The sequence below is a fragment of the Ewingella sp. C233 genome, assembly GCF_055407225.1.
This window is the reverse complement of the sequence record NZ_JBUZRI010000001.1, coordinates 2,355,792-2,380,554: the sequence shown is the minus strand read 5'-3', so window position 1 is coordinate 2,380,554 and position 24,763 is coordinate 2,355,792. Positions and strand designations below refer to the sequence as shown.

At 53.6% G+C, this 24,763-nt stretch carries 22 protein-coding genes; 17 read left to right on the top strand and 5 right to left on the bottom strand.

What is annotated here, in order from left to right:
• Positions 1-26: 26 nt before the first annotated feature.
• From ACZRKO_RS10775 to ACZRKO_RS10760, 4 genes are all read left to right on the top strand, one after another.
• Positions 27-1,481, top strand: coding sequence for an FAD-binding oxidoreductase (locus ACZRKO_RS10775; protein ID WP_463737174.1), 1,455 nt, complete (start codon positions 27-29; stop codon positions 1,479-1,481).
• A 63-nt stretch (positions 1,482-1,544) separates the two neighbouring features.
• Entirely contained in the window at positions 1,545-2,909 is a 1,365-nt protein-coding gene (locus ACZRKO_RS10770) for an MFS transporter (RefSeq protein WP_463737173.1), read from the top strand.
• A gap of 2 nt (positions 2,910-2,911) precedes the next feature.
• The gene (locus tag ACZRKO_RS10765; RefSeq protein WP_463737172.1) at positions 2,912-3,721 is read left to right on the top strand and encodes an electron transfer flavoprotein subunit beta/FixA family protein; all 810 of its coding nucleotides are present in this window, start codon (positions 2,912-2,914) and stop codon (positions 3,719-3,721) included.
• Positions 3,718-4,671, top strand: a complete 954-nt coding sequence (locus ACZRKO_RS10760; RefSeq protein ID WP_463737171.1) for an electron transfer flavoprotein subunit alpha/FixB family protein — start codon at positions 3,718-3,720, stop codon at positions 4,669-4,671. Before ACZRKO_RS10765 ends, ACZRKO_RS10760 begins: the two co-directional genes overlap by 4 nt.
• 5 nt (positions 4,672-4,676) lie before the next feature.
• Here ACZRKO_RS10760 and ACZRKO_RS10755 read toward each other — a convergent pair whose 3' ends face one another.
• The 3 genes from ACZRKO_RS10755 to ACZRKO_RS10745 form a co-directional block, all read right to left on the bottom strand.
• Positions 4,677-5,243, bottom strand: a complete 567-nt coding sequence (locus ACZRKO_RS10755) for a glycerol-3-phosphate responsive antiterminator (protein WP_463737170.1) — start codon at positions 5,241-5,243, stop codon at positions 4,677-4,679.
• Positions 5,244-5,370: 127 nt separating this feature from the next.
• A complete protein-coding gene (locus tag ACZRKO_RS10750; RefSeq protein ID WP_463737169.1) occupies positions 5,371-5,655 on the bottom strand; it encodes a ferredoxin family protein in 285 nt (94 codons plus the stop codon).
• A complete protein-coding gene (locus tag ACZRKO_RS10745; RefSeq protein ID WP_463737168.1) occupies positions 5,652-6,932 on the bottom strand; it encodes an FAD-dependent oxidoreductase in 1,281 nt (426 codons plus the stop codon). Before ACZRKO_RS10745 ends, ACZRKO_RS10750 begins: the two co-directional genes overlap by 4 nt.
• Before the next feature lie 138 nt (positions 6,933-7,070).
• Here ACZRKO_RS10745 and ACZRKO_RS10740 point away from each other — a divergent pair, with 138 nt between their 5' ends.
• On the top strand, positions 7,071-7,814 hold the full coding sequence (locus tag ACZRKO_RS10740; protein ID WP_463737167.1) for a type 2 GTP cyclohydrolase I: 744 nt from the start codon (positions 7,071-7,073) through the stop codon (positions 7,812-7,814).
• A gap of 9 nt (positions 7,815-7,823) precedes the next feature.
• On the opposite strand, the gene ACZRKO_RS10735 is transcribed toward ACZRKO_RS10740, so the two are convergent.
• The gene (locus ACZRKO_RS10735; protein WP_463737166.1) at positions 7,824-9,287 is read right to left on the bottom strand and encodes an MFS transporter; all 1,464 of its coding nucleotides are present in this window, start codon (positions 9,285-9,287) and stop codon (positions 7,824-7,826) included.
• 321 nt (positions 9,288-9,608) lie between these two features.
• Between ACZRKO_RS10735 and pxpB the strand changes: the two genes are divergently transcribed.
• The 6 genes from pxpB (at position 9,609) to ACZRKO_RS10705 (ending at position 14,975) form a co-directional block, all read left to right on the top strand.
• Positions 9,609-10,274, top strand: coding sequence for a 5-oxoprolinase subunit PxpB (pxpB, locus tag ACZRKO_RS10730; protein ID WP_463737165.1), 666 nt, complete (start codon positions 9,609-9,611; stop codon positions 10,272-10,274).
• A complete protein-coding gene (gene pxpC / locus ACZRKO_RS10725) occupies positions 10,268-11,197 on the top strand; it encodes a 5-oxoprolinase subunit PxpC (RefSeq protein WP_463737164.1) in 930 nt (309 codons plus the stop codon). The genes pxpB and pxpC overlap by 7 nt, the downstream gene beginning before the upstream one ends.
• A gap of 1 nt (position 11,198) precedes the next feature.
• Positions 11,199-11,936, top strand: coding sequence for a 5-oxoprolinase subunit PxpA (pxpA, locus tag ACZRKO_RS10720; RefSeq protein ID WP_463737530.1), 738 nt, complete (start codon positions 11,199-11,201; stop codon positions 11,934-11,936).
• A gap of 26 nt (positions 11,937-11,962) precedes the next feature.
• Entirely contained in the window at positions 11,963-12,613 is a 651-nt protein-coding gene (gene pcp, locus ACZRKO_RS10715; RefSeq protein ID WP_463737163.1) for a pyroglutamyl-peptidase I, read from the top strand.
• On the top strand, positions 12,613-13,407 hold the full coding sequence (gene nei, locus ACZRKO_RS10710; protein ID WP_463737162.1) for an endonuclease VIII: 795 nt from the start codon (positions 12,613-12,615) through the stop codon (positions 13,405-13,407). Before pcp ends, nei begins: the two co-directional genes overlap by 1 nt.
• A 134-nt stretch (positions 13,408-13,541) precedes the next feature.
• Positions 13,542-14,975 carry a CBM96 family carbohydrate-binding protein gene (locus tag ACZRKO_RS10705; RefSeq protein ID WP_463737161.1) on the top strand — a complete coding sequence of 478 codons (1,434 nt, stop codon included), beginning with the start codon at positions 13,542-13,544 and terminating at the stop codon, positions 14,973-14,975.
• Positions 14,976-15,047: 72 nt separating this feature from the next.
• On the opposite strand, the gene ACZRKO_RS10700 is transcribed toward ACZRKO_RS10705, so the two are convergent.
• A complete protein-coding gene (locus tag ACZRKO_RS10700) occupies positions 15,048-16,334 on the bottom strand; it encodes a citrate synthase (protein WP_463737160.1) in 1,287 nt (428 codons plus the stop codon).
• Positions 16,335-17,054: 720 nt separating this feature from the next.
• Between ACZRKO_RS10700 and sdhC the strand changes: the two genes are divergently transcribed.
• From sdhC to odhB, 6 genes are all read left to right on the top strand, one after another.
• Positions 17,055-17,444: a succinate dehydrogenase cytochrome b556 subunit gene (sdhC, locus tag ACZRKO_RS10695; protein WP_463737529.1), complete on the top strand. Its 390-nt coding sequence runs from the start codon at positions 17,055-17,057 to the stop codon at positions 17,442-17,444.
• Positions 17,438-17,785 carry a succinate dehydrogenase membrane anchor subunit gene (sdhD, locus tag ACZRKO_RS10690; protein ID WP_463737159.1) on the top strand — a complete coding sequence of 116 codons (348 nt, stop codon included), beginning with the start codon at positions 17,438-17,440 and terminating at the stop codon, positions 17,783-17,785. Before sdhC ends, sdhD begins: the two co-directional genes overlap by 7 nt.
• A 3-nt stretch (positions 17,786-17,788) precedes the next feature.
• Positions 17,789-19,555 (top strand): succinate dehydrogenase flavoprotein subunit, encoded by a 1,767-nt coding sequence (sdhA, locus tag ACZRKO_RS10685; RefSeq protein WP_463737158.1) that lies wholly within the window; start codon positions 17,789-17,791, stop codon positions 19,553-19,555.
• Between the two features lie 20 nt (positions 19,556-19,575).
• Entirely contained in the window at positions 19,576-20,292 is a 717-nt protein-coding gene (locus ACZRKO_RS10680; RefSeq protein ID WP_140470472.1) for a succinate dehydrogenase iron-sulfur subunit, read from the top strand.
• 333 nt (positions 20,293-20,625) lie between these two features.
• Entirely contained in the window at positions 20,626-23,433 is a 2,808-nt protein-coding gene (sucA, locus tag ACZRKO_RS10675) for a 2-oxoglutarate dehydrogenase E1 component (protein ID WP_463737157.1), read from the top strand.
• Between the two features lie 21 nt (positions 23,434-23,454).
• The gene (odhB, locus tag ACZRKO_RS10670) at positions 23,455-24,690 is read left to right on the top strand and encodes a 2-oxoglutarate dehydrogenase complex dihydrolipoyllysine-residue succinyltransferase (protein ID WP_463737156.1); all 1,236 of its coding nucleotides are present in this window, start codon (positions 23,455-23,457) and stop codon (positions 24,688-24,690) included.
• Positions 24,691-24,763: the final 73 nt, after the last annotated feature.

Genomic DNA, 24,763 nt, shown 5'->3' with positions numbered 1-24,763 from the left:
TATTTTTCAGACTCAAAGGATTATTTATGTCGTTATCACGCGAAGCTATTGTTGAACATTTAAAAGAGATCGTCGGGCCTGCACAGGTTATTACTGACGAAGCCGTGTTAAAGAAAAACAGTATTGACCGTTTTCGTAAATACGCAGATATCCATAATGTTTACACGTTGCCATTACCGGCTGCGGTAGTAAAACTGCAAAATGTGCAGCAGGTGTCTGCGGTGCTGGCTTTTCTTAATAAGCATCAGATTAACTGTGTGCCCCGTACCGGCGCTTCCGCCACCGAAGGCGGGCTGGAAACCGCAGTAAAAAATTCAGTGGTCCTCGACGGTTCCGGGCTGAACCGCGTTCTGAAGATCGATATTCGCAATATGCAGGCCACCGCCGAGTGCGGCGTTCCGCTGGAAGTGCTGGAAAATCAACTGCGCGCTCAGGGTTACACCACGGGGCACTCGCCGCAGTCGAAGCCGCTGGCGCAGATGGGCGGCCTGGTGGCCACCCGCAGTATCGGGCAATTTTCGACGCTGTACGGCGCTATCGAAGATATGGTGGTGGGGCTGGAAGCGGTGTTCCCGGATGGCACGATAACCCGCATCAAAAATGTCCCGCGCCGCGCCGCCGGGCCGGATATTCGCCATGTGATCATCGGTAACGAAGGGGCGTTGTGCTACATCACCGAAGTGACGGTGAAAATCTTCAAATATATGCCGGAAAACAATCTGTTCTACGGTTACACCCTCGACAACATGCAGACCGGTTTCGATATTCTGCGCGAAGTGATGGTGGACGGTTATCGCCCGTCAATTGCCCGTCTTTATGATGCTGAAGACGGTAGCCAGCACTTTACTCACTTTGCCGACGGAAAATGCGTATTGATCTTCATGGCCGAAGGCACGCCGGGGATTGCCCGCGCGACAGGCGACGGCATTGAAGCCATTGTTGCCCGCCACGCAGAGTGCAAAAAAGTCGACAGCACGCTGATTGAGCGTTGGTTCAATCACCTGAACTGGGGACCGGAGAAAGTGGCTGCCGAACGCGCGCAGATTCTCAAAACCAACAATATGGGTTTCACTACCGAAGTGTCCGGGGACTGGTCGAGCATTAATACCATTTATGAAAATGTTATTCGTCGCATTCGCCATGAATTCCCACACGCAGACGACATCACCATGCTGGGCGGCCATTCATCCCACAGCTACATCAACGGCACCAACATGTATTTCGTGTATGACTACAACGTCGTTGACTGCAAACCTGAGGCGGAGATTGATAAATACCATAATCCGCTGAATAAAATCATCGTGGAGGAAACCATTAAGCAGGGCGGTTCAATGGTGCACCATCACGGTATCGGTAAACACCGCGCGCACTGGACGCAGGATGAGCACGGCAGTGCCTATTACATTCTGAAAGCGCTGAAAGAGGCGTATGACCCGAAAGGGATTATGAATGCGGGGACGATTTATCCGCTGGAAAAATAGTTTGTTAATGAAGGGGCGCGGCTTACGACTGTGCCCCACCGCTGATTGAAAACGGAGTTTATCATGGCCGCTATTCAGCCCGCTCAGATCAGCATGGATGACATCCCTCTCAACGCTTTCCACATCAAAATGGCCGGGCTGACCTTTGGTGCACATCTGACCGATGGTTATGTGCTGGGGATGATCGGTTTTGCGCTGGTCCAGCTAACACCGCAAATGGGCCTGACTCCGTTCTGGCAGGGAATGATCGGGAGTTCTGCGCTGGTCGGTCTGTTTCTTGGCAGTTTGCTGCTGGGATGGTTGTCTGATCATATCGGGCGGCAAAAGATTTTCAGTTGCAGCTTTATCATTATCACGCTGGCCTCGCTCGGTCAGTTTTTTGCCCAGACGCCGGAGCAGTTGTTCTGGCTGCGTGTGCTGGTTGGGGTCGGGTTGGGAGGAGATTACTCGGTAGGCCACACCTTGCTGGCCGAGTTATCCCCGCGCAAACACCGCGGCGTTCTGCTCGGCTCTTTTAGCGTTATCTGGACGCTGGGCTATGTCAGCGCTACTTTCGTCGGCCACATGATGGCAGATTTCGGCCCGGATGCCTGGCGCTGGTTACTGGCATCGGCTGCATTGCCGTCATCGCTGATCATGCTGTTACGTATTGGAACGCCGGAATCACCGCGCTGGCTGATGCAAAAAGGCCATATTTCGGCAGCACATCGCGTGGTTCGCCGCTGTTTTGGCCCACATGTCACCCTCAATGATGAGATCGCAGTCGCCACGTCGCACCATCTTAAAACGCTGTTTTCCGCACGGTACTGGCGGCGGACTGCCTTCAATAGCCTGTTTTTTGTTTGCCTGGTGGTGCCGTACTTTGCCATTTATACCTTTCTGCCGTCGATTATGGCGATCATGGGCCTCAACCCCGGTCTGTCTACCGATCTGCTGCTTAATGCGCTGCTGGTGGTGGGATCGTTGGCCGGAATTTGTATGACGCTTTATTGCTCACGACGGGGATTTTTGATCGGTGCATTTGTCCTGTTGACGCTGTGCCTGCTGGCTATGGGGCTGATGCCTTCCGGCCACGCGACGTGGGTTCTGCTGTTATTCGCCCTGTTTACTCTGACAATTTCGGCGGTGAGTAATCTTGTCGGTGTGTTCCCGGCAGAAAGTTTCCCGACCGATATCCGTTCGCTGGGGGTCGGATTCTCGACCTCGATGAGCCGCCTTGGTTCGGCCATTGGCACCGGCCTGCTGCCGTTGTCGATCCTGTCTCTGGGTATTCATGTCACCACGCTGATACTGGCAGGCGTGCTATTGCTCGGCGCGATCGTGTCGATTCTTTGGGCGCCGGAAACCAAAGGGCTGACGCTGGTGGGGGCGTCGTCGGTGCGGCATGCCCCGTCTCCCGTGACGCTAGGTGAAGGGCAAGGAGCCTGAAGATGAACATTATGCTGTGTATGAAAATCGAACCGGATTTCAGCATGCTGGCTGACAGTGATTGGCAGGCAAACGAGCAAGGGCAGATTGAATGCCGTTATGCCCGCCGTCAGCTCAATGTGTTTGATCAGAGCGCTGCCGAACTGGCGCTGATGCTGGCAGACGACGTTCCGGCGAATCAGCTGACTGCCGTGACCGTGGGGGGAGACGATGTTGAACCGGTGCTGAAAAATCTGCTGGCGCTCAATATCACCAAAACGGTGCGTATTGCGCCGCCGGTTGAGGGCGATTTACGCTTCAATGCGCACGGCGTGGCGCAGTTGCTGGCGGCGTTTCATCAGTCGCAACCGTTGCACGAGGTGGTGATCCTGGGGTCGCAAAGCGGCGAAGGCCAAAACCGCCAAACGGGGCCACTGTTAGCTGAAATGCTCGGCTGGCCCTGTGTCACGCAGGTGACGGATATTCGCGTGACGGGCGAAAACCTGTTGCTGGTGACGCGGCAAACGGCTGACCATCAGCAAAAAATAACGTTGCGCCCGCCGATCGTTCTGGTCAGCGGTCAGGGAGAACAAGCCCGTTTGTTGCGTATTCCTACCCTGAAACAGAAACTGGCGGCGGCGCGTAAATTTTCCGAATTGCTGACGCCGGAGAATCTGGCGCTAACCCCTGCCGGGCTTCAATTCAGCCCGCCGATCCTTCACCTGAAACATACCGCGCCGCGCCGCGCGGGGGTCATGATTGAGGGGCCTGGTCCGGTGGAAAAAGCCCGTATATTGTACGAGAAATTTTTACGTCACAGGTTGCAGCCATGAAAATCGCCCTGATCCTCGATTGTGGCCATTCTGCATTTTTGACGCAGGCGCAGGAAATAAACGCGTTTTTACAGGCCAGCCAACTGGCATATAACGAGGCTGAACTGTGGCTGTTCTACAGTGAAAATAAGCCGCAGTTACTACCTGAAATCGTCTGCCCCTTGAACACACTGCGCTGGATAAAACAGCCGTCATTTGCGCTGGGGGAACAGCAGATTACGGCGCTGATGCTCGTCCAGCAGGGTGCCGCCGCAGACACACTTATTTTCAGCAGCGATGCGAGTGCCGCCGAACTGGCAACGCGACTGGCATACCGTTTACAGGGCGAATCTTTTACGGGGGTGACGCAGATGCATTCTGTCGCCCGTGCCTGGCAGGTGTGCAAAGCGGTGTACGGGCAGCAGATGGTGTTGACGCTGGCCGTGACTGCTACGCCTTGCTGTTTGTCGGTCGCCCCCGGTGGGGGGCCGGCGGCGACCTGTGCCGATTTCGCGGGCAAGCAGATTGATGAAAGCCTGCCGGTGGAACTTCTTCCCTGGCTGGTGGCGTTTGAACAGCAGCCTTTGACCGTGGAAAATCAGCTACAGCGCGCCCGCTGCATACTGGTTCTGGGGCAGGGGGTGGGCAGCGGCGCACAAGTGCAGGCGTTGCAGGCATTGGCCGGGAAACTGGGAGCGGAAATGGGCGTCAGCCGCCCGCTGGCAATGAACGGCTGGTGTGAGATGTCACGAATGGTCGGCATGTCAGGGCAGAATGTGGCACCGCAGGTGTGTATTGCCGCCGGTGTTTCTGGCGCAGCGGCGCTGATGGCCGGTATTCATCACAGCGAATTCATCGTGGCGATTAACACCGATCCGCAGGCGGCGATTTTTGCACAGGCGGATGTCGGTATTGTGGGAGATTTAAAGGAGGTATTAACCGGATTGCACAACTGTTTTCAATCCGGTTAACACCGTTAGAATTTAAGCTGCCAGACGCCGGTATTGGTGGTGGAAACGGCCACTGCTCCGGCATTAAGTGCGCTGGTCGCATCTTCCATATCGCACACCAGGCCGCCTGCAATGATCGGTAAATTGATTTTTTCCGATACCCATCCCAGAACTTTCGGCATACAGCCGGGCAGGATTTCCACGCAGTCCGGATTGGATTGAGCGACCTGCTTATCAATGTTGTGAAATGAAATCGAATCGAGCAGAAACATACGATGAATGCCGAAAAAGCCCTGCGCTTTGGCGGCTTTGATCATTGAGGCTTTGGTACTGATGATGCCATCGGCGGTGGTCACAATTTTAAGAAAATTAATCACGATCTCTTTGTTTGAGGTGCCGTCCAGCAGGTCGACATGGATGAACGCATACTTATCCGCTTTCTTGATGCGTTGAACGATGGCGCCAATGTTGCAGATGTTGCCATACAGCACGGAGATGATTTTACAGTCGGACTGGAGGGCGGCGTTGAGACTTTCAGTATCTTTTACGGCAGCGATCACAGGGTGCTGGTTAAGTAATTGCAAAATGGACACGGTCGTTAGCTCCGTTGCTAGTGTGTTTTACCGTCGTGCGGTATTTTATAGGGCCTTATTTCCAGTCAAAAACATAACAGCTTTAGCCTGTTACAACGCCGCGCCACTTCACACCACGGCTTCAACTTTATCCGAAACGAAAGATGACCCCTGAACCGGCTTGCGGGTAGTGCCAGTGAGCAATCACGTTATTACCGCACAGTATCCGGCAGGTGCCGCACTCCAGACAGCCGTGGGGTTCAAAGCGGACATCGCCCTGTTCATTTATCCGGTATAAACCCGCCGGACAGGCGTAGACCAGTTGTTTAAGCGCCGCGTGCTGCGGTTCACTCACCAGCATAATGGGCGCGGGCAGTGATGGCGGAAGGTAGTGGTTCTTGCTCAGTTTGTCGTTCAGATTGAGGTCACTCACAGGCTTCGCGCTCCTTTCAGGCTATCTTTCAATAATCGCCATATTCCGGCCTTGCGGGCATGCCGCCACAACAGTTTGCGCAGCGGCAGAGAGGGCTTTGCACTGACATCAAACAGGCTGTACAGAAGGTCGGCAGACAGTTGCGGGTAGTCGTTGAACAGATGCGGTGACGCCAGCAGCAGCTCGGGCAGATGCCGGTATTGATGCATCAGTGGCCACAGCGCACTGCGTCGAAGGTGTTGTGAATAGGCGGCCAGTGCGCTGGCGCTGAAGCCATACATCCGGGCGTTAATCAAGGTCGTGGAGGCGGCCTGTGCGGAGGTCACCGCCAAATCCATGCCCCGCACGGTGTGGCCCGTATGCAAACATAATCTCGCCGCATCACCGACGAGCAACCAGCCATCCCCCGACAGCGGAGGCAGATGATTGAAGCCACCCTCGGGGATCATATGCGCGCTGTACTCCATCAGTTCACAACCTTTAAGCAGCGGGCGGAGCAGGGGATGCTTTTTAAACGTTTCCAGCATATTCGGCAGACTTTGCTGCCCGTTACCCAGCGCTGACAGGTTACACACTACGCCCAGAGACAGGCTGTCACGGTTGGTATAAAGGAAACCCCCTCCGACTTTTCCGCCGGTTGGCTGACCGGCAAACAGCCATGCGCAGCCCTGATTATCCTCCAGCCCAAAACGTTCTTCGATTCTCTCCCTGGGCAGAGCAAGAATTTCTTTTACCCCTGTACTCATGGCCTGCGGCGCGGGTTTGGGGATGAGTTGATGCTGTTCGGCCAGCAGCGTATTGGCACCTTCGGCCAAAATAACTATCCCAGCGTACAGTGTGTCGTCACCTATATTTACACCAACAACTTTCCCTTGTTCCATGGCCAGGCTGTCAACGCGCACATCTGTCAGGCATTGTGCGCCAGCTGTTTCTGCCTGCATCATCAACCATGGGTCAAAGCGGGCTCGCAGCACTGACCATGAGCACGCTTGAGCAACTGATTGGCGGTGATCCAGCGAGGTCATGCTGTGGTCCGTCAGCAGGGAGAGCCTTTCTTGCGTGATCACTCTTTCGAGTGGCGCGGTTTTCGCAAAACCGGGATGAATAAGGTCCAGGCTGTGCGTATAAAGCCGACCACCTGAACAGTTTTTACTCCCGGCCTGGGGACCTCTTTCCAGCAGCAGTACGCTGAATCCCGCGCGAGCTAACAGCAGGGCGCAGGTCGACCCGGCGATCCCCCCGCCGACAATAATGATGTTGTTCCTTTCCTCTTCCATGGCAATCATTCCATTGAGATGCGGAGCAATCAGAATAACAATCAACCTGTTCGGGGTATTGATTCTGCACAGGGTTGGGGCATTGTCTTTTGTCGGTTATCATCGGAAGAATCAGCCCAAATGAAGAGATGGTATCGGATGAATAACCTCCAGCTAGAAACCTTGATCAATCAAAAACTCGAGGTGAACACCTTCCAGGATTACGCTCCGAACGGCTTACAGGTGGAAGGCCGCGCAGAGGTCAAACGTATTGTCACCGGCGTGACGGCCTCGCAGGCTTTGCTCGACGCGGCGGTAGAGCATAAGGCTGATGCCATCGTGGTGCATCACGGTTATTTCTGGAAAAACGAACCGGCGGTGGTGCGTGGCATGAAGCGTAACCGTCTGAAAACCTTGCTGCTCAACGATATTAATCTCTACGGCTACCATCTCCCGCTCGATGCCCATCCGCAACTGGGAAACAATGCCCAGCTGGCGAAAATGTTTGGCATTACCGTGCAGGGTGAAGTGATGCCGCTGGTGCCGTACGGTGAGCTGGATACACCGCTGAGCGGTGAAGCACTGCGCCAGCGCATTGAAGTACTGCTCGACAGAAACGTATTGCACAGTGCGCAGGGCGGGCCGGAGGAAATCCGTCGCGTGGCGTGGTGCTCCGGTGGCGGTCAGGGCTTTATTCAGCAGGCGGCAGAATTTGGTGTTGATGCGTTTATCAGCGGGGAAGTGTCAGAGCAAACCATTCATATCGCCCGTGAAATGGGCCTGCATTTTTATGCAGCAGGCCATCACGCCACAGAACGTTATGGCGTGAAAGCGCTGGGTGAATGGCTGGCTGCTGAACATGGGTTTGAAATCAAGTTCATCGACATCGATAACCCGGCTTAAAAGGCTAAACTATTTTACGCGGTTTTCCCCTTCAGGCAGCGCTTCTTCCGGTGCGCTGTCTTCCAGCAGGGTAAAGGCGCGCTGCAGGCCGGTGTCGGCATCCGGGTCCGCACCCTGCGGCGCGAACGGACTCTCCTCTTCAGTTTCCGCGGGTGACGTATTGTCATTGATCACGTCATTGGCGGCAGCATCTTCACTGCTCATTTCCGGCGCAGGCATGGTGTCCTGAATGAGTTGCTCATCAAACGCCGGGTTCAGCGCCGGTGACAGCGGTGAACTGCTCAGGCTGTCCGGCATGGCGATATGCGGCAGTGGGGCATCCACGGCCATAACCGTCTCTTCTTCTTTGGCAGACGTCCGGCTCAGCGCCACAATCCCCGCACCACACAGCGCGAAGAACGCGTAAAGAATATTCCCGCCTAAGGGTTCAATCAGCGCACCGACCGCCAGTGGCCCGATACAGGCCCCGACACCAAATGCCATCAGCAGACAGGCAGAAAGCGACACGCGCCGTTCCGGTTCTATCATATCGTTGGCCAGCGCGACTACCAGCGGATAGAGCGTAAATTGCATCAGACTGACCACAAATCCGATGCCCAGCAGCACCGGGAAGGATATATGTGTCAGGACAGCCAGCGGCAGGGCCGCCACCGCCAGCAATATGGCGTTGATGCGCATCAGCATGTTGCGATTATAGTGATCCGACAGCCAGCTCAGCGGGAACTGAGCCAGCAGCCCGGCGAAAATCGCCAGTGCCATAAACAGGCCGGTTTGCTGAGTGGTGAATTCCTGCTGGCTGGAGTAAATCGGCGCCAGCCCATAGAACGAACCAACCACCATGCCAATCAGCAACGTGATCGCCAGTACTTTGGGAATGGCATTGATAAAGAATTTCAGTTCCATTGGCGCCGGGGACATATGCCCGACATTGGTTCGCGTGGTCAGCGCAATCGGCACCAGACAGAGCGCGAAACAGAGTGCGATGATGATAAGCGTGCTCATCCCCAGGCCGTCGCTGAGCATCAGAACGATCTGACCGAGTGCCATCCCGAGATAGGACGCCACCATATAAAACCCAAACACGACACCGCGCTGGGCCGATTCTGCCTGATCGTTCAGCCAGCTCTCCAGCACCATATATTGCACCATCATGCACAGCCCGATGATCAGACGAAGCACCACCCACACCGGGATGATTTCGGTTAAACCGTGGCCGAGTACGGCGGCGGTGATAATGCCCGAACAGGAGACATAAGCGCGGATATGACCCACGCGGGCAATCAGGATATGGCCGATTTTTCCGCCAATCACCAGCCCTGCGTAGTTGGCAGCAATGATCGCCCCGATCATTGCGCCGCTGACGTGAATGGCCGACAGCCGTAAAGAGATGTAGGTAGTGAGTAAGCCTGAGCCGAGCAGCATCAGCAGCGTAGTGGTATATAGCGGAAAAAACAGGGCCAACGGCTTCTTCACTCTCTTCCCTTCGTACTTGAATTTGCAGCAACGTTCGCTGCACTCAAGAACCCGAATCACTTACTTGAGTAAGCTCATCGGGATTCTTTCCCTTGCTGCCTTGCCGCAACGCCAATGACTTGGGTTGAGAAAACAGCGATATAGGGGAGAGTAGCAGTTGAAACCCGCGGGCGAAACCCGAAGGGGTGTTTTGGCCGCGGCAGATGAGTTGACATTGCGGGTCGCTTTCCAGCATAACTGTTTACAACTTAACTATTTTTAGCATAACGATTTTCTTTCCGTTGATGGTTTATCACGGCAACCTTTTCTTAGGAGTGTTTTGTGCAACGAGCACGATGTTATCTGCTGGGCGAACGCGCAGTCGTACTGGAACTTGAACCGCCGGTTTCGCTGGCAAGCCAGCAGCGGATCTGGGGTCTGGCGCAGCGTTTGCAGGACCACGAGGTTTATCCGGGCGTACGTGAAACCATCCCCGGCATGAATAATCTGACGGTGCTGCTGTCAGATGCGCAGAGTTCCGCGCTGGACGCTATTGAACGTTTGCAGCGCTGGTGGGAAGAGAGCGAGGCGGTCGAGCCAGATTCGCGGCTGATTGAGATCCCGGTGGTGTACGGCGGCAACGGTGGCCCCGATCTGGATTTCGTGGCGCAACATACCGGCATGAGCCCGCGTCAGGTGGTCGAGTTGCACTCCGGTGCTGACTACATCGTCTATTTCCTCGGTTTTCAGCCCGGTTTCCCTTACCTCGGCGGTATGCCAGAAGCCCTGACGACGCCACGTCATGCTGAGCCGCGTCTGGCGGTTCCTGCGGGATCAGTCGGCATTGGCGGCAGTCAGACCGGGATTTACCCGCTGATCACCCCTGGCGGCTGGCAGGTGATTGGTCATACGTCACTGGCTATGTTTGACCCGAAAAAATCGCAGCCAAGTCTGTTATGTCCGGGCGACAAAGTCCGCTTTGTTCCGCTGAAGGAGGGCATATGTTAAACATTCTTCGCGCCGGAATATTTACCACCGTGCAGGATTTAGGCCGCAGCGGCTACCGCCAGCTTGGGGTTAGTCAGACGGGCGCGCTGGACGCTCCTGCACTGCGCATCGGCAATTTGCTGGTGGGTAATGATGAGAACGCAGCGGGACTGGAAATCACTCTCGGGCAGTTCAGCACAGAATTTAACCGTGCGGGCTGGATAGCACTGACTGGCGCCGGCTGCCACGCCGAATTGGACGGTAAACCCTTGTGGACCGGCTGGCGTTACGCCGTGAAGCCCGGCCAGATCCTGACCATGAAAACCCCGACGCGTGGTATGCGCAGCTATCTGACGGTTTCGGGCGGTATTGATGTACCTGAGGTACTGGGTTCACGCAGTACCGATCTCAAAACCGGCTTTGGCGGCCTGTCCGGGCATCCGCTGCGCGACGGCGACCATCTGCCGGTTGGCAAAAAAGGACCGGAGCCGAAGCAGCCTATTGGTATCAAACAGTTGCTGTTCGGCAACCGTATTCGTGCGTTGCCGGGGCCGGAGTATCAAGAATTCAGTGCGGAATCGCGCGATTCGTTCTGGCGTACGTCATGGCAGCTTAGTCCGCAAAGTAACCGTATGGGATACCGCCTGCACGGCCACGCGCTTAAGCGTGACACAGACCGTGAGATGCTCTCGCACGGTCTGTTGCCGGGCGTGGTGCAGGTTCCTCACGGTGGCCAGCCGATTGTGCTGATGGCCGATGCCCAGACAACCGGTGGCTATCCGCGCATCGCCTGTGTTATCGAAGCGGATTTGTACAATCTGGCCCAGATCCGTCTGGGCGAGCCGGTGCATTTTGTGAAGTGTTCACTCGATGAAGCGCAAACAGCGTTACATGAGCAGCAACGCTTTATTGAACAGATAAAGTGGGGTCTGCATGGTCGCTAAAATCACTGTCGATCTGAACGCCGATCTCGGTGAGGGTTGCGCCAACGATGAAGCCTTATTGCAGTTGGTCAGCTCAGCCAATATCGCCTGCGGATTTCACGCCGGTGATGCACAGACCATGCAGCAATCGGTGCGATGGGCGCTGAAATATAGCGTGGCGATTGGCGCACACCCGAGTTTCCCGGACCGTGAAAACTTCGGGCGTACCGCCATGCAGCTGCCGCCGGAAACGGTATTTGCGCAGGTGGTCTATCAGCTCGGCGCGTTGGCAGCACTCTGTCAGGCTGAAGGCGCAAAAATGGTTCACGTCAAACCGCACGGTATGCTTTACAACCAGGCGGCGACTGACTCCGCGCTTGCCGACGCTATCGCCCATGCTGTGCATGCGGTCGATCCGACATTGCGGCTGGTGGGGCTGGCGGGCAGTGAATTAATTCGTGCCGGTGAACGTTTGGGCCTGACAACGCGCCAGGAAGTGTTCGCTGACCGTGGCTATCGAAGCGATGGCACGTTAGTGCCGCGCAGCCAGCCCGGTGCACTTATTGAAAGCGATGAGCTGGCCTTACAGCAAACGCTGATGATGGTGCAGCAGCAGGCGGTAAACAGTCGCGATGCAGTCCGCGTTCAGGTAAAAGCCGATACCGTTTGTCTACATGGTGACGGTGAACACGCTCTCGACTTTGCCCGCCGTCTGCGGGGCGCGTTTCGTGAACAAGATATTTTGGTCAGCGCGGGCTGATTTTCTTAACAATATCAGGAGTAGCTATGCGTAAAGTTCTGGTTACCGGATTCGAACCCTTTGGCGGCGAACGTCTGAATCCGTCATGGGAAGTGGTGAAGCAGCTCGAAGATCTGGAACTCTCGGGGGCCCGCATTGTGATCCGCCAGCTTCCTTGCGTTTTTGGCAAAGCTATCGACGCGCTGAATGCGGCGATTGATGAAGTTGACCCTATGATGGTGATTGCGGTGGGGCAGGCCGGTGGCCGGGCTGATTTCAGTGTTGAACGGGTAGCCATCAACGTTGATGACGCGCGCATTCCTGATAACGACGGTAATCAGCCGGTTGACCGGCCAATTATTAGTGAGGGTCCGGCGGCCTATTTTTCCCTACTGCCCATTAAGGCGATTGTGAACGGGTTACGTGAAGCGGGTATTCCGGCCTCGGTTTCGCAAACGGCGGGAACCTATGTCTGCAATCACATTATGTATGGCCTGTTGCACCGTTTGGCGCAGCCGAGCTGCAAAGTCGTGAAGGGCGGATTTATCCATATTCCGTATCTGCCGGAGCAGGCGGCGGCGCACCCCGGCCAGCCGAGCATGTCGGTAAAAACTGTGCTTGAGGCACTTGAGCTGACCATCGCGATTGCCCTGCATACCGAGCAGGATTTACGGGTGGCGGAAGGCGCAACACACTGATGCCTGAAGGCCCTGAAATTCGCCGCGCGGCCGATTTGCTGGTACGCGCGGTCGTCAATAAACCGCTCACCGATGTCTGGTTTGCGTTTCCCTCGCTAAAACCTTACCAGTCAGCGCTCAGGGGTACCAAAGTCACGGCGATTGAAACCCGTGGCAAAGCGCTGCTGACTCACTTTTCCAACGGTCTGACGCTCTATAGCCACAATCAGCTGTACGGTGTCTGGCGGGTGGTCAACGCCGGCGAAGCACCTAAAGAAACCCAGCGTTCACTGCGGGTGAAACTGGAAACCCCCGATGCGTCTATCCTGTTGTACAGCGCATCGGAGATCGGTATTTACGATACGACGGAGATCGAAAACCATCCGTTTCTGCAACGTATCGGACCGGATGTGCTAGACGGCACCCTGACGATCGCTCAGGTACGTGAGCGGTTACTTTCTCCTAAGTTCTGCAATCGTCAGCTTGGCGGTATGTTGCTGGATCAGGCATTTCTGGCCGGATTGGGCAATTATCTGCGTGCAGAGATCCTGTGGCTGGCAAAGCTGCTGCCGGGGCATAAGCCGAAAGAGCTCAATGATGCCGAACTTGATGCGCTGGCCGATGCCTGTTTGTCCGTCGCCCGTTTGTCGTATGCAACGCGCGGTACGATGGATGAAAATGTGCATCACGGCGCGCTGTTTCGCTTCAATGTGTTTGGCCGCACCGGGAAACCCTGCGCACGCTGCGACGACCCGATAGTGAAAGGCAGCGTGTCATCGCGGCCTTTCTTTTGGTGTCCGGTTTGTCAGGTTTAATAATAGTAAATATGTTGTGCCATTGATGAATAAGCTAATAATAATTTTAGTGTTGTCGCTGAAGAATATACTGAGAAGGAAGCAATGAATTCCCTTTGTTGCTCTTTCTTAATTTAATGATGTGAGGATATTCTATGCGTCAATATACTAAGATCTTATTGATATCAACTTGCAGTCTGAGTCTTATTCCCTTTGCAACTTATGCGGATAACTATCAAACGAGTGTGAAGTGTTCATATAGTCATACTTTGGGTGATGACGCTATTTTAATGTTCGGAATGCCTGGTCGTGCTATGTGGCATGATTTTTTTGGTAATACCAGTACAGATGCATCATCGACTTATAATACTTTACAGCAAAAACCCACTACAACCTGTACCGATCTGGCTGATTCATCGGCTTATTGGGCCCCGTCGCTGAGATTACCCGATGGTATGGAAGTTCGCCCTGCGTACCAAAAGACGTATTATCAGACCGTCAACAGTACTGAATATCCACTGACGTCATTTCCGGATGGTTTACAACTTCTGGCCGGAGATCACAAAGGCACCGGGCCTAATTCTGTTATTAATTTTCTTTGTAATGACGGTAAAGGCTATAGCCATAGCGCGGACCGTACTTGTCTGCCGCCATCCGCCACTCAACCGATCCAGTTAAATATTGCCATTCAGTTCCCCAATTGCTGGGATGGCACGACGATTACCGCCAAACCGTCGGGTTCGACGCATAAACCTAACGCCGTTTATGCCGATTCCAGCGGCGCCTGCCCCGCTGATTACCCAAAGCACATTCCTACGGTTAATATGAATATTGCCTATCTGTTCCCCGGACTGGCTTCGCTGGATTTGAAGAACGTTCAGCTATCACTGGACCCCATTATGAATGGCGATCAGCGTATTGATCAATGGGGCAGTATTTATACAGCGCATGGCGATTTTATCAATGGTTGGACTCCAGATGCTGCTAAATTCATGACTGAGCGCTGCATGAATAATAATTATGATTGCACCAGCTATATGCCTTATCATTATGTCGATCCTATTGCCGATACGTATGTGAGTAATAAAGAAGACAGTGATAAGAATTTTGGCGGCTCTCAGGATTTAATTATTCAGGGCGATACCTCTAACGCCAGTGAAAGTGGCAATCCGGAAAAAATAACATTGCTGAAATATCAGATTCCAGAAATGCCTGAAAATTACTCTGCTGAGCAAGCTGCATTATTTAAATACAGTGTTCATTTGTATGGTGCAAGAACAACGTTAAGTGGTGCTCAAACGATTTATATTTATCCGACAACAACCGATTGGGATGAAAATACGGTCACCTGGAATAATCATCCTGTCTGTAATTATAAAACCTATTCAGGATTGTATCTGGACGAAGAAAAACAATATCGCGATTTTGATGTTACTAGCATGGTGAAACAAGCTCAGCAACAAGGCAAAAAACAAATTGCATTTTGTATTAGTGGGGATACGAAAAAGAATGGGGATACTTATACGTTTGATTCTAAAGAAACCCATTATCCTCCCCAGTTGACACTCGTCGGCGTTCAGAATGAGTAAATACTTACTTTAAGGCAGCCAAAAAAACGCCAACCTAAAAGTTGGCGTTTTTCAGCTATGACAAAAGAGTCATTACTTTTTCAGCTGAGAGTGGAAATCACGTTTGTCGTAGCCGGTATAGAGCTGACGCGGACGGGCGATTTTAATGCCATCCTGGTGCATTTCGTTCCAGTGAGCGATCCAACCTACGGTACGCGCCATCGCGAAAATCACGGTGAACATAGAAGACGGAATACCCATGGCTTTTAGAATAATGCCTGAGTAGAAGTCGACGTTCGGGTACAGTTTCTTCTCGATAAAGTACGGGTCGTTCAGCGCGATGTGTTCCAGCTCCATCGCCACTTCCAGCAGGTTATTGTCTTTCAGGTCGAGTTCTTTCAGCACTTCATGACAGGTATCACGCATCACAGTCGCGCGCGGGTCGTAGTTTTTGTAAACACGGTGACCGAAGCCCATCAGACGGAACGAATCATTTTTATCTTTCGCACGTTTGATGAATTCCGGGATGTGATCAACGCTGCTGATCTCTTCAAGCATTTTCAGTGCGGCTTCGTTGGCACCGCCGTGAGCCGGTCCCCACAGGGAGGCAATCCCGGCAGCGATACAGGCGAACGGGTTAGCGCCAGATGAACCGGCAGTACGCACGGTAGAGGTAGAGGCGTTCTGTTCGTGGTCAGCGTGAAGGATCAAAATACGGTCCATGGCGCGTTCCAGAACCGGGTTTACCACATACTCTTCGCACGGTGTGGCGAACATCATATGCAGGAAGTTACCGGCATAGGAGAGGTCGTTACGTGGGTAAACGAAAGGCTGGCCGATGGAATATTTGTAACACATGGCGGCGACGGTCGGCATTTTGGACAGCAGACGGTACGCGGCGATTTCACGGTGACGTTCGTTTTCAACATCGATGGAGTCGTGATAGAACGCAGCCAGCGCGCCGGTCACACCGCACAGCACAGCCATCGGGTGTGAGTCACGGCGAAAACCGTGGAACAGGCGGGTGATCTGCTCGTGAACCATCGTGTGCCGTTCGACGATTTTTTTGAAATCTTCGTACTGTTTCTGGGTTGGCGCTTCGCCATACAGCAGCAAGTAGCTCACTTCCAGGAAGTTGGACTCTTTGGCCAACTGGTCGATTGGGAACCCACGGTGCAGCAAGATACCTTCGTCACCGTCGATATAGGTAATTTTAGATTCACAGGATGCAGTAGAGGTAAAGCCGGGGTCAAAGGTGAACAAGCCTTTTGAGCCGAGGGTACGAATATCAATTTCGTCCTGGCCCAATGTGCCGGATAGCACGTCGAGTTCAATAGGGTCTTGACCTTGTAGGGTAAGTGTCGCTTTCTTATCAGCCATTTACAGTCTCCTTAGCGCCTTTATTTTAAAAATCCTCAACAACTGAACAGCCTGAAATGCGACCCGAAGCTCCGTCATTATTATTTCGGCGGCTCTGCGATCGATTTGGGAAGGGAGCGTAGAGCGCAGTCGGTTTGTGGCCTTAGACCACTATTTGACGGACAAGCGGCGTTTCATCGTTGTTAAAGATTCGATAGATCATTATTTTCTTGTGCTCAATTTGAAGATAACTCGCGACGACATTGAGGTTTTACACCATCCCCACTTTTGCATAACTTGGCCTAACAGGGAAGCGCGGATGTGTCTGTCGAAGTCATCACGGAAGCGAGCGAATGGGTAATATGTAATGGAAATGTTGATCCAATGTCAAACTACATAATTTATTTTGTATTGATTGTGAAAAATGCGAGTCAAATCACTGTTTCGCAGAAATGTGACCAAAGCGTTTGTAGGGGAATTGTAATAGGAATGTGATCAACCTATACTTTGCCGCAGGTCTCCGGGTTACCCTGAAGTAGGAGCACCCAGCAACATTTTTTATCATTCGAAAATGCACTCTTTGCGCTGCTTATTCACAATGGATGTCGTTGTTTGAGCGCAATAAGGTGAGGGCTTTTGCCCTGATTGCTGTCTGACACCGCCCAGGCCGGGGGAAGGAAAATAATAAGTGCCTTCGTCATCAACGCGCTCGCCGCGATACGAAAAGGCTCTATGAGGTGTGTGGGCATAACCGTGAAAAAACAAAGACCTGTCAATCTGGATCTGCAAACGATCCGGTTTCCTGTTACTGCGATAGCGTCCATCTTACATCGTGTCTCCGGCGTAATTACCTTCGTCGCTGTAGGTATCCTCCTCTGGCTGCTCGGCATGTCGCTCTCTTCTCCCGAAGGGTTTGCACACGCAGCTGAAATCATGAATGGCTTCGTCGTTAAATTCATCTTCTGGGGAATACTCACTGCTCTGGCCTATCACGTCTGCGGTGGCATCCGCCATTTGCTGATGGATTTTGGCTATCTCGAAGAGAATTTGGCTGTCGGTACCCGTTCTGCCCAAGTGGTGATCGGTCTTACCGTCCTGCTGTCAATTCTGGCTGGAGTCTTTGTATGGTAAACAATGTTTCGGCATTAGGACGCAATGGCGTGCACGACTGGCTACTGCTGCGTGCCTCGGCTATCGTCATTACTCTTTATATCCTCTATATCGTAGGCTTTGTTGTCATTGCTCAGGACATTACGTTTGATGTCTGGCAAGGCTTCTTTGCTTCCTCCATTACCAAAGTATTTACCCTGCTGACGCTGTTGTCGATTTTGATCCACGCGTGGATTGGTATGTGGCAGGTGTTAACGGATTACGTCAAGCCGCTGGCTGTACGACTGGTGCTGCAACTGGCCATTATCGTGACGTTAGTCGTTTATCTACTTTATGGAACGATCGTTGTTTGGGGAGCGTAGTCAATGAACCTGCCAGTCAGAGAGTTTGATGCAGTGGTTATCGGTGCGGGTGGCGCCGGTATGCGTGCCGCATTACAGATTTCACAAACGGGCCAGACCTGTGCCCTGATTTCCAAAGTATTCCCGACCCGCTCCCATACGGTGTCAGCGCAGGGCGGTATTACCGTTGCGCTGGGTAACACCCATGAGGATGACTGGGAATGGCATATGTACGATACCGTCAAAGGCTCCGACTACATCGGTGACCAGGACGCGATTGAATATATGTGCAAAACCGGCCCGGAAGCGATTCTTGAGCTGGAACATATGGGCCTGCCATTCTCCCGTCTTGATGACGGCCGAATTTATCAGCGTCCGTTTGGCGGCCAGTCGAAAAACTTCGGCGGCGAACAAGCGGCACGTACTGCGGCAGCGGCCGACCGTACCGGTCACGCGTTGCTGCACACGCTGTATCAGCAAAACCTGAAAAACGGCACCACGATTTTCTCCGAATGGTACTCGCTGGATCTGGTGAAAAACCAGGATGGTGCGATTGTCGGTTGTACAGCAATCTGTATCGAAACCGGTGAAGTGGTCTACTTCAAAGCCAAGGCCACCGTGCTGGCGACTGGCGGTGCAGGCCGTATTTACCAGTCCACCACGAACGCACACATCAACACCGGCGACGGCGTGGGTATGGCGCTGCGCGCAGGCGTGCCGGTGCAGGATATGGAAATGTGGCAGTTTCACCCGACGGGTATCGCGGGTGCCGGTGTTCTGGTGACAGAAGGCTGTCGCGGTGAAGGGGGTTATCTGCTGAACAAAGATGGCGAACGCTTCATGGAGCGTTACGCGCCGAATGCTAAAGACCTGGCGGGTCGTGACGTGGTGGCGCGTTCCATCATGATCGAAATCCGCGAAGGCCGTGGCTGTGAAGGTCCGTGGGGCCCGCACGTGAAGTTGAAACTTGATCATCTGGGACGTGACGTTCTGGAATCCCGCCTGCCGGGTATTCTTGAGCTTTCGCGCACCTTTGCTCACGTTGACCCAATCAAAGAACCTATTCCTGTTCTGCCAACCTGCCACTATATGATGGGCGGAATTCCGACTAAAGTGACCGGTCAGGCGCTGCGCGTGAACGAAAAGGGCGAAGATGTGGTGATCCCTGGCCTGTTCGCCGTCGGCGAAATTGCCTGCGTATCGGTTCACGGTGCCAACCGTCTGGGCGGCAACTCGCTGCTGGATCTGGTGGTGTTTGGCCGTGCGGCAGGTCTGCATTTGCAGGAGTCGATCAACGAGCAGGGCGAAAGCCGTGAAGCGACCCAAGATGACATCGATGTCTCCCTTGAGCGCATGAACCGCTGGAACAATACCCGCTCCGGTGAAGATCCGGTGGCAATCCGCAAAGATCTGCAAACCTGTATGCAACATAACTTCTCGGTCTTCCGCGAAGGTGATGCGATGGCCGAAGGTCTGGAACAGCTGAAAGTGATCCGTGAACGTCTGAAATATGCACGTCTGGATGACACGTCTACGGAGTTTAACACCCAGCGTGTTGAGTGCCTGGAGCTGGATAACCTGATGGAAACAGCTTTCTCTACCGCCGTTTCTGCCAATTACCGCACCGAGAGCCGTGGGGCGCACAGCCGCTTCGACTTCCCTGACCGTGATGACGCCAATTGGCTCTGCCATACGCTTTATCAGCCGGAAACCGAAAGCATGACCCGCCGTGAGGTGAACATGCAGCCTAAGCTTCGTGCGGCTTTCCCGCCGAAAGCGCGTACTTACTAGGGCATGAGCAGGGCAAAATTATGAGACTCGAATTTTCGATTTATCGCTATAACCCGGACATTGACGACGCTCCGCACATGAAAGATTACGTGCTGGAAGCGGAAGAAGGGCGCGACATGATGGTGCTGGACGCGTTAATCCAGCTCAAAGAGCAAGATCCGACGCTCTCTTTCCGTCGCTCCTGCCGTGAGGGCGTTTGTGGTTCTGACGGTGTCAACATGAACGGTAAGAACGGTCTGGCTTGTATCACGCCGGTTTCTGTTTTACAGAAGAATGGCAAAAAGATTGTCATTCGTCCTTTGCCTGGTTTGCCGGTCGTTCGCGACCTGGTAGTGGACATGGGGCAATTCTATAAGCAGTATGAGAAGATTAAGCCTTACTTATTGAATGATGGGAAAAATCCTCCGGCCCGTGAGCATTTACAGATGCCGATCGATCGCGAAAAACTGGACGGATTGTACGAATGTATTCTCTGCGCCTGTTGCTCGACGTCCTGCCCATCCTTCTGGTGGAACCCGGACAAGTTCGTCGGTCCGGCCGGTTTACTGGCGGCCTACCGCTTCCTGATCGACAGCCGCGATACCGAAACTGAATCGCGCCTTGATGATCTGGACGACGCTTTCAGTGTATTCCGGTGCCACAGCATCATGAACTGTGTCAGCGTGTGTCCGAAGGGGTTGAACCCGACGAAAGCCATCGGCCATATCAAATCGATGCTGCTCCAGCGCGGTGCCTGAGTTCGAAAGCAGAGATATTCTAGCGGGAACAGGTGTTCCCGCTAGAATTAAGTGAGCTGTTGGTAACATATTCGCAACAAGGTGCAACAAAGTTGCTCCCAACTAGAGTAGGATAGCGTCAGGGAAGAAATAATAAGGTCAGAACCCGCAGGGTAGCGCCAAAAGCCAACATGTTATGCCATCAGCACGTTGTTTTTTGGAGGTTCCTTGATAGAGCCGCAGGCTCCAGACCAATGAACTGTTTTTGTATGGAAAACCGTCTTACCGCGGTGTATCACGGTCAATATTATTAACCACGGCGAAAACTAAAGCTTCAAAGCTTAAGGGATCACGATGCAGAACGGCGCAATGAAGGCCTGGCTGGATTCCTCCTATCTGGCGGGTGCAAACCAGTCTTACATAGAACAACTCTATGAAGACTACTTAACCGATCCTGGTTCCGTTGACGATAGCTGGCGTTCAATTTTTAAACAGCTTCCGACAGTGGGTGTTAAACCAGAGCAACTCCATTCTCAAACACGCGATTACTTCCGCCGTCTGGCGAAAGACGCATCACGGTATAACTCCGCCATCAGCGATCCGCAAACGGATGCCAAGCAAGTCAAGGTATTGCAGCTTATCAATGCCTTCCGCTTCCGTGGTCACCAGAATGCTAATCTCGATCCGCTCGGCTTGTGGAAACAAGACGACGTGGCGGATTTGGATCCTGCTTTCCACCATCTGACCGAAGCTGATTTCCAGGAAACCTTCAATGTCGGTTCTTTTGCCATAGGCAAAGAGACCATGCAGCTCGGCGAGCTGTATAAAGCACTGAAGCAAACCTATTGCGGTTCAATCGGTGCGGAGTACATGCACATCACCAATACCGATGAAAAACGCTGGATCCAACAGCGAATCGAATCCGTAGCGGGACGTGCCAATTTCACCGATACCGAGAAGAAAACGTTCCTGAAAGAGCTGACCGCAGCAGAAGGTCTGGAACGTTATCTCGGCGCGAAATTCCCGGGCGCCAAACGCTTCTCACTGGAAGGTGGTGATGCCCTGGTTCCGATGCTCAAAGATATGATCCGTCACGCCGGTAAAAACGGGACGCGTGAAGTGGTGCTGGGTATGGCGCACCGCGGGCGTTTAAACGTGCTGATCAACGTATTGGGTAAAAAACCGCAGGACCTGTTCGACGAGTTCTCCGGCAAGCATAAAGAACATCTGGGTACCGGTGATGTGAAATACCACATGGGCTACTCGTCTGATGTGGAAACCGAAGGCGGTATGGTTCACTTGGCGCTGGCGTTTAACCCGTCGCACCTTGAGATTGTAAGCCCGGTTGTTATCGGTTCTGTTCGTGCCCGTCGTGACCGTCTGGACGAAGCGCGCAGCAACATGGTGTTGCCAATCACCATTCATGGTGATGCGGCAATCACCGGGCAGGGCGTGGTTCAGGAAACCCTGAACATGTCGCTGGCACGGGGTTATGAAGTGGGCGGTACCGTGCGTATCGTCATTAATAACCAGGTCGGCTTCACAACCTCTAACCCGAAAGATGCGCGTTCAACCGAGTACTGTACTGACATCGCGAAAATGGTGCAGGCGCCGATTTTCCACGTCAATGCAGATGATCCGGAAGCGGTAGCTTTCGTGACCCGTCTGGCGCTGGATTTCCGCAACACCTTTAAACGTGACGTGATGATCGATCTGGTCTGTTACCGCCGCCACGGCCATAACGAGGCCGATGAGCCAAGTGCAACCCAGCCGCTGATGTACCAGAAAATCAAAAAGCATCCGACTCCGCGTAAACTCTATGCCGATATTCTGGCTGAACAGAATGTGGCGAATGCGGAAGATGCTACTGAGATGGTCAATCTGTACCGTGATGCGCTGGATGCCGGTGATTGCGTTGTTGAAGAATGGCGTGCGAACGACATGCATACCTTCACCTGGTCGCCGTACCTCAATCACGAATGGGATGAAGAGTACCCAAGCAAAGTTGAGCCGAAGCGTTTACAGGAACTGGCACGTCGCGTCAGCCACGTACCGGAAGCCATCGAAATGCAGGCCCGCGTTGCCAAGATTTACGCTGACCGTAATGAAATGGCCGAAGGCAACAAGAAGTTTGACTGGGGCGGCGCTGAAAACCTGGCCTACGCCACGCTGGTAGATGAAGGCATTCCGATTCGTCTGTCCGGTGAGGATATGGGGCGCGGTACTTTCTTCCACCGTCACGCTGTTGTCCACAACCAGAAAAACGGTTCGGTCTATGTGCCATTGTCGAACATTCACAACAGTCAGGGCATGTTTAATGTCTGGGACTCCGTGTTGTCCGAAGAGGCCGTTCTGGCGTTCGAATACGGTTATGCCACCGCAGAACCGCGCACCCTGACTATCTGGGAAGCGCAGTTTGGTGACTTCGCCAACGGCGCTCAGGTGGTTATCGACCAGTTCATCAGTTCCGGCGAGCAAAAATGGGGACGCATGTGTGGTCTGGTTATGCTGCTGCCACACGGTTATGAAGGGCAGGGGCCGGAGCACTCCTCCGCGCGTCTGGAGCGTTATCTGCAACTCTGCGCCGAGCAGAATATGCAGGTGTGCATCCCGTCTACCCCGGCGCAGGTGTACCACATGATTCGTCGTCAGGCACTGCGCGGTATGCGCCGTCCGCTGATTGTCATGTCACCGAAGTCTCTGTTGCGTCACCCTCTGGCGGTTTCTACGCTGGATGAGCTGGCCAACGGCAGCTTCTTGCCAGCGATTGGTGAAGTCGACGAACTGGATCCTAAACAGGTTAAGCGCGTCGTGATGTGTTCAGGCAAAGTCTATTATGACCTGCTGGAGCAACGTCGCAAAAACGAACAGACAGATGTGGCTATTGTTCGTATCGAACAGCTGTATCCGTTCCCGCACAAGGCCATTCAGGAAGTGCTTGAGAAGTTCTCACACGTTCATGATTTCGTCTGGTGTCAGGAAGAGCCGCTGAACCAGGGTGCATGGTACTGCAGCCAACACAATTTCCGTGAAGTGATTCCTTTCGGGGCTTCTTTACGTTACGCAGGACGTCCGGCGTCTGCCTCTCCGGCAGTGGGCTATATGTCTGTTCACCAGAAGCAGCAGCAAGATCTGGTTAATGATGCGTTGAACGTTAATTAACGATTTTAAGAAGGATTGAGAATGAGTAGCGTAGATATTTTGGTCCCTGACCTTCCTGAATCCGTTGCGGATGCGACGGTTGCCACCTGGCACAAAAAGCCTGGCGACAGTGTAGAGCGCGATGAAGTGCTGGTTGAGATCGAAACGGACAAAGTGGTGTTGGAAGTGCCGGCAAGCGAAGCCGGTATTCTGGACAGCATTCTGGAAGATGAAGGCGCGACCGTTATTTCACGCCAAATTTTGGCGCGTCTGCGTCCAGGCAACAGCACCGGCAAGCCAAGCCAGGAAAAGAACTCTGATAAAGAGTCTACCCCTTCTCAGCGCCACACTGCGGCACTGGAAGAAGAGAGCAGTGATGCACTCAGCCCGGCGATTCGCCGTCTGATCGCTGAACATTCTCTCGACGCCAGCGCCATTAAAGGCAGCGGTGTGGGTGGGCGTCTGACCCGCGAAGACATCGAAGCGCATATTGCCAAATCGGGCAAAGATGCCAAACCTGCGGCTGACGCGGCACCGGCTAAAGCGGTTACCGCTGCTGCTAGCCCGGCTATCGGCGCGCGCAGTGAAAAACGCGTTCCGATGACCCGTCTGCGCAAACGCGTGGCCGAGCGTCTGCTGGAAGCGAAAAACAGTACCGCCATGCTGACGACGTTCAACGAAATCAACATGAAGCCCATCATGGACATGCGTAAGCAGTACGGCGATGCGTTCGAAAAACGTCACGGTGTACGTCTGGGCTTTATGTCTTTCTACCTGAAAGCCGTAGTGGAAGCGCTGAAACGTTATCCGGAAGTGAACGCGTCTATTGATGGCGAAGATGTGGTGTATCACAACTACTTCGACGTCAGCATCGCGGTCTCTACTCCACGCGGTCTGGTTACGCCGGTTCTGCGCGATGTAGATACTTTGGGCATGGCCGACATTGAGAAGAACATTAAAGAGCTGGCAGTGAAAGGACGTGACGGCAAGCTGAAAGTTGAAGAGCTGACCGGCGGTAACTTCACCGTGACTAACGGCGGCGTATTTGGCTCGCTGATGTCCACGCCAATCATCAACCCACCACAGAGTGCGATCCTCGGCATGCATGCCATCAAAGATCGTCCGATGGCGGTGAACGGTCAGGTTGTTATCCTGCCGATGATGTATCTGGCACTCTCTTATGACCACCGCCTGGTTGACGGCCGTGAGTCTGTGGGCTTCCTGGTGACCATCAAAGAAATGCTGGAAGATCCGGCTCGTCTGCTGCTGGACGTTTAGTCCCGGCCCCGAGCAAAAGAGATCGTTAAAATCTGAGGCACGGTTCGCCGTGCCCAGATATGCCTTCCTACTA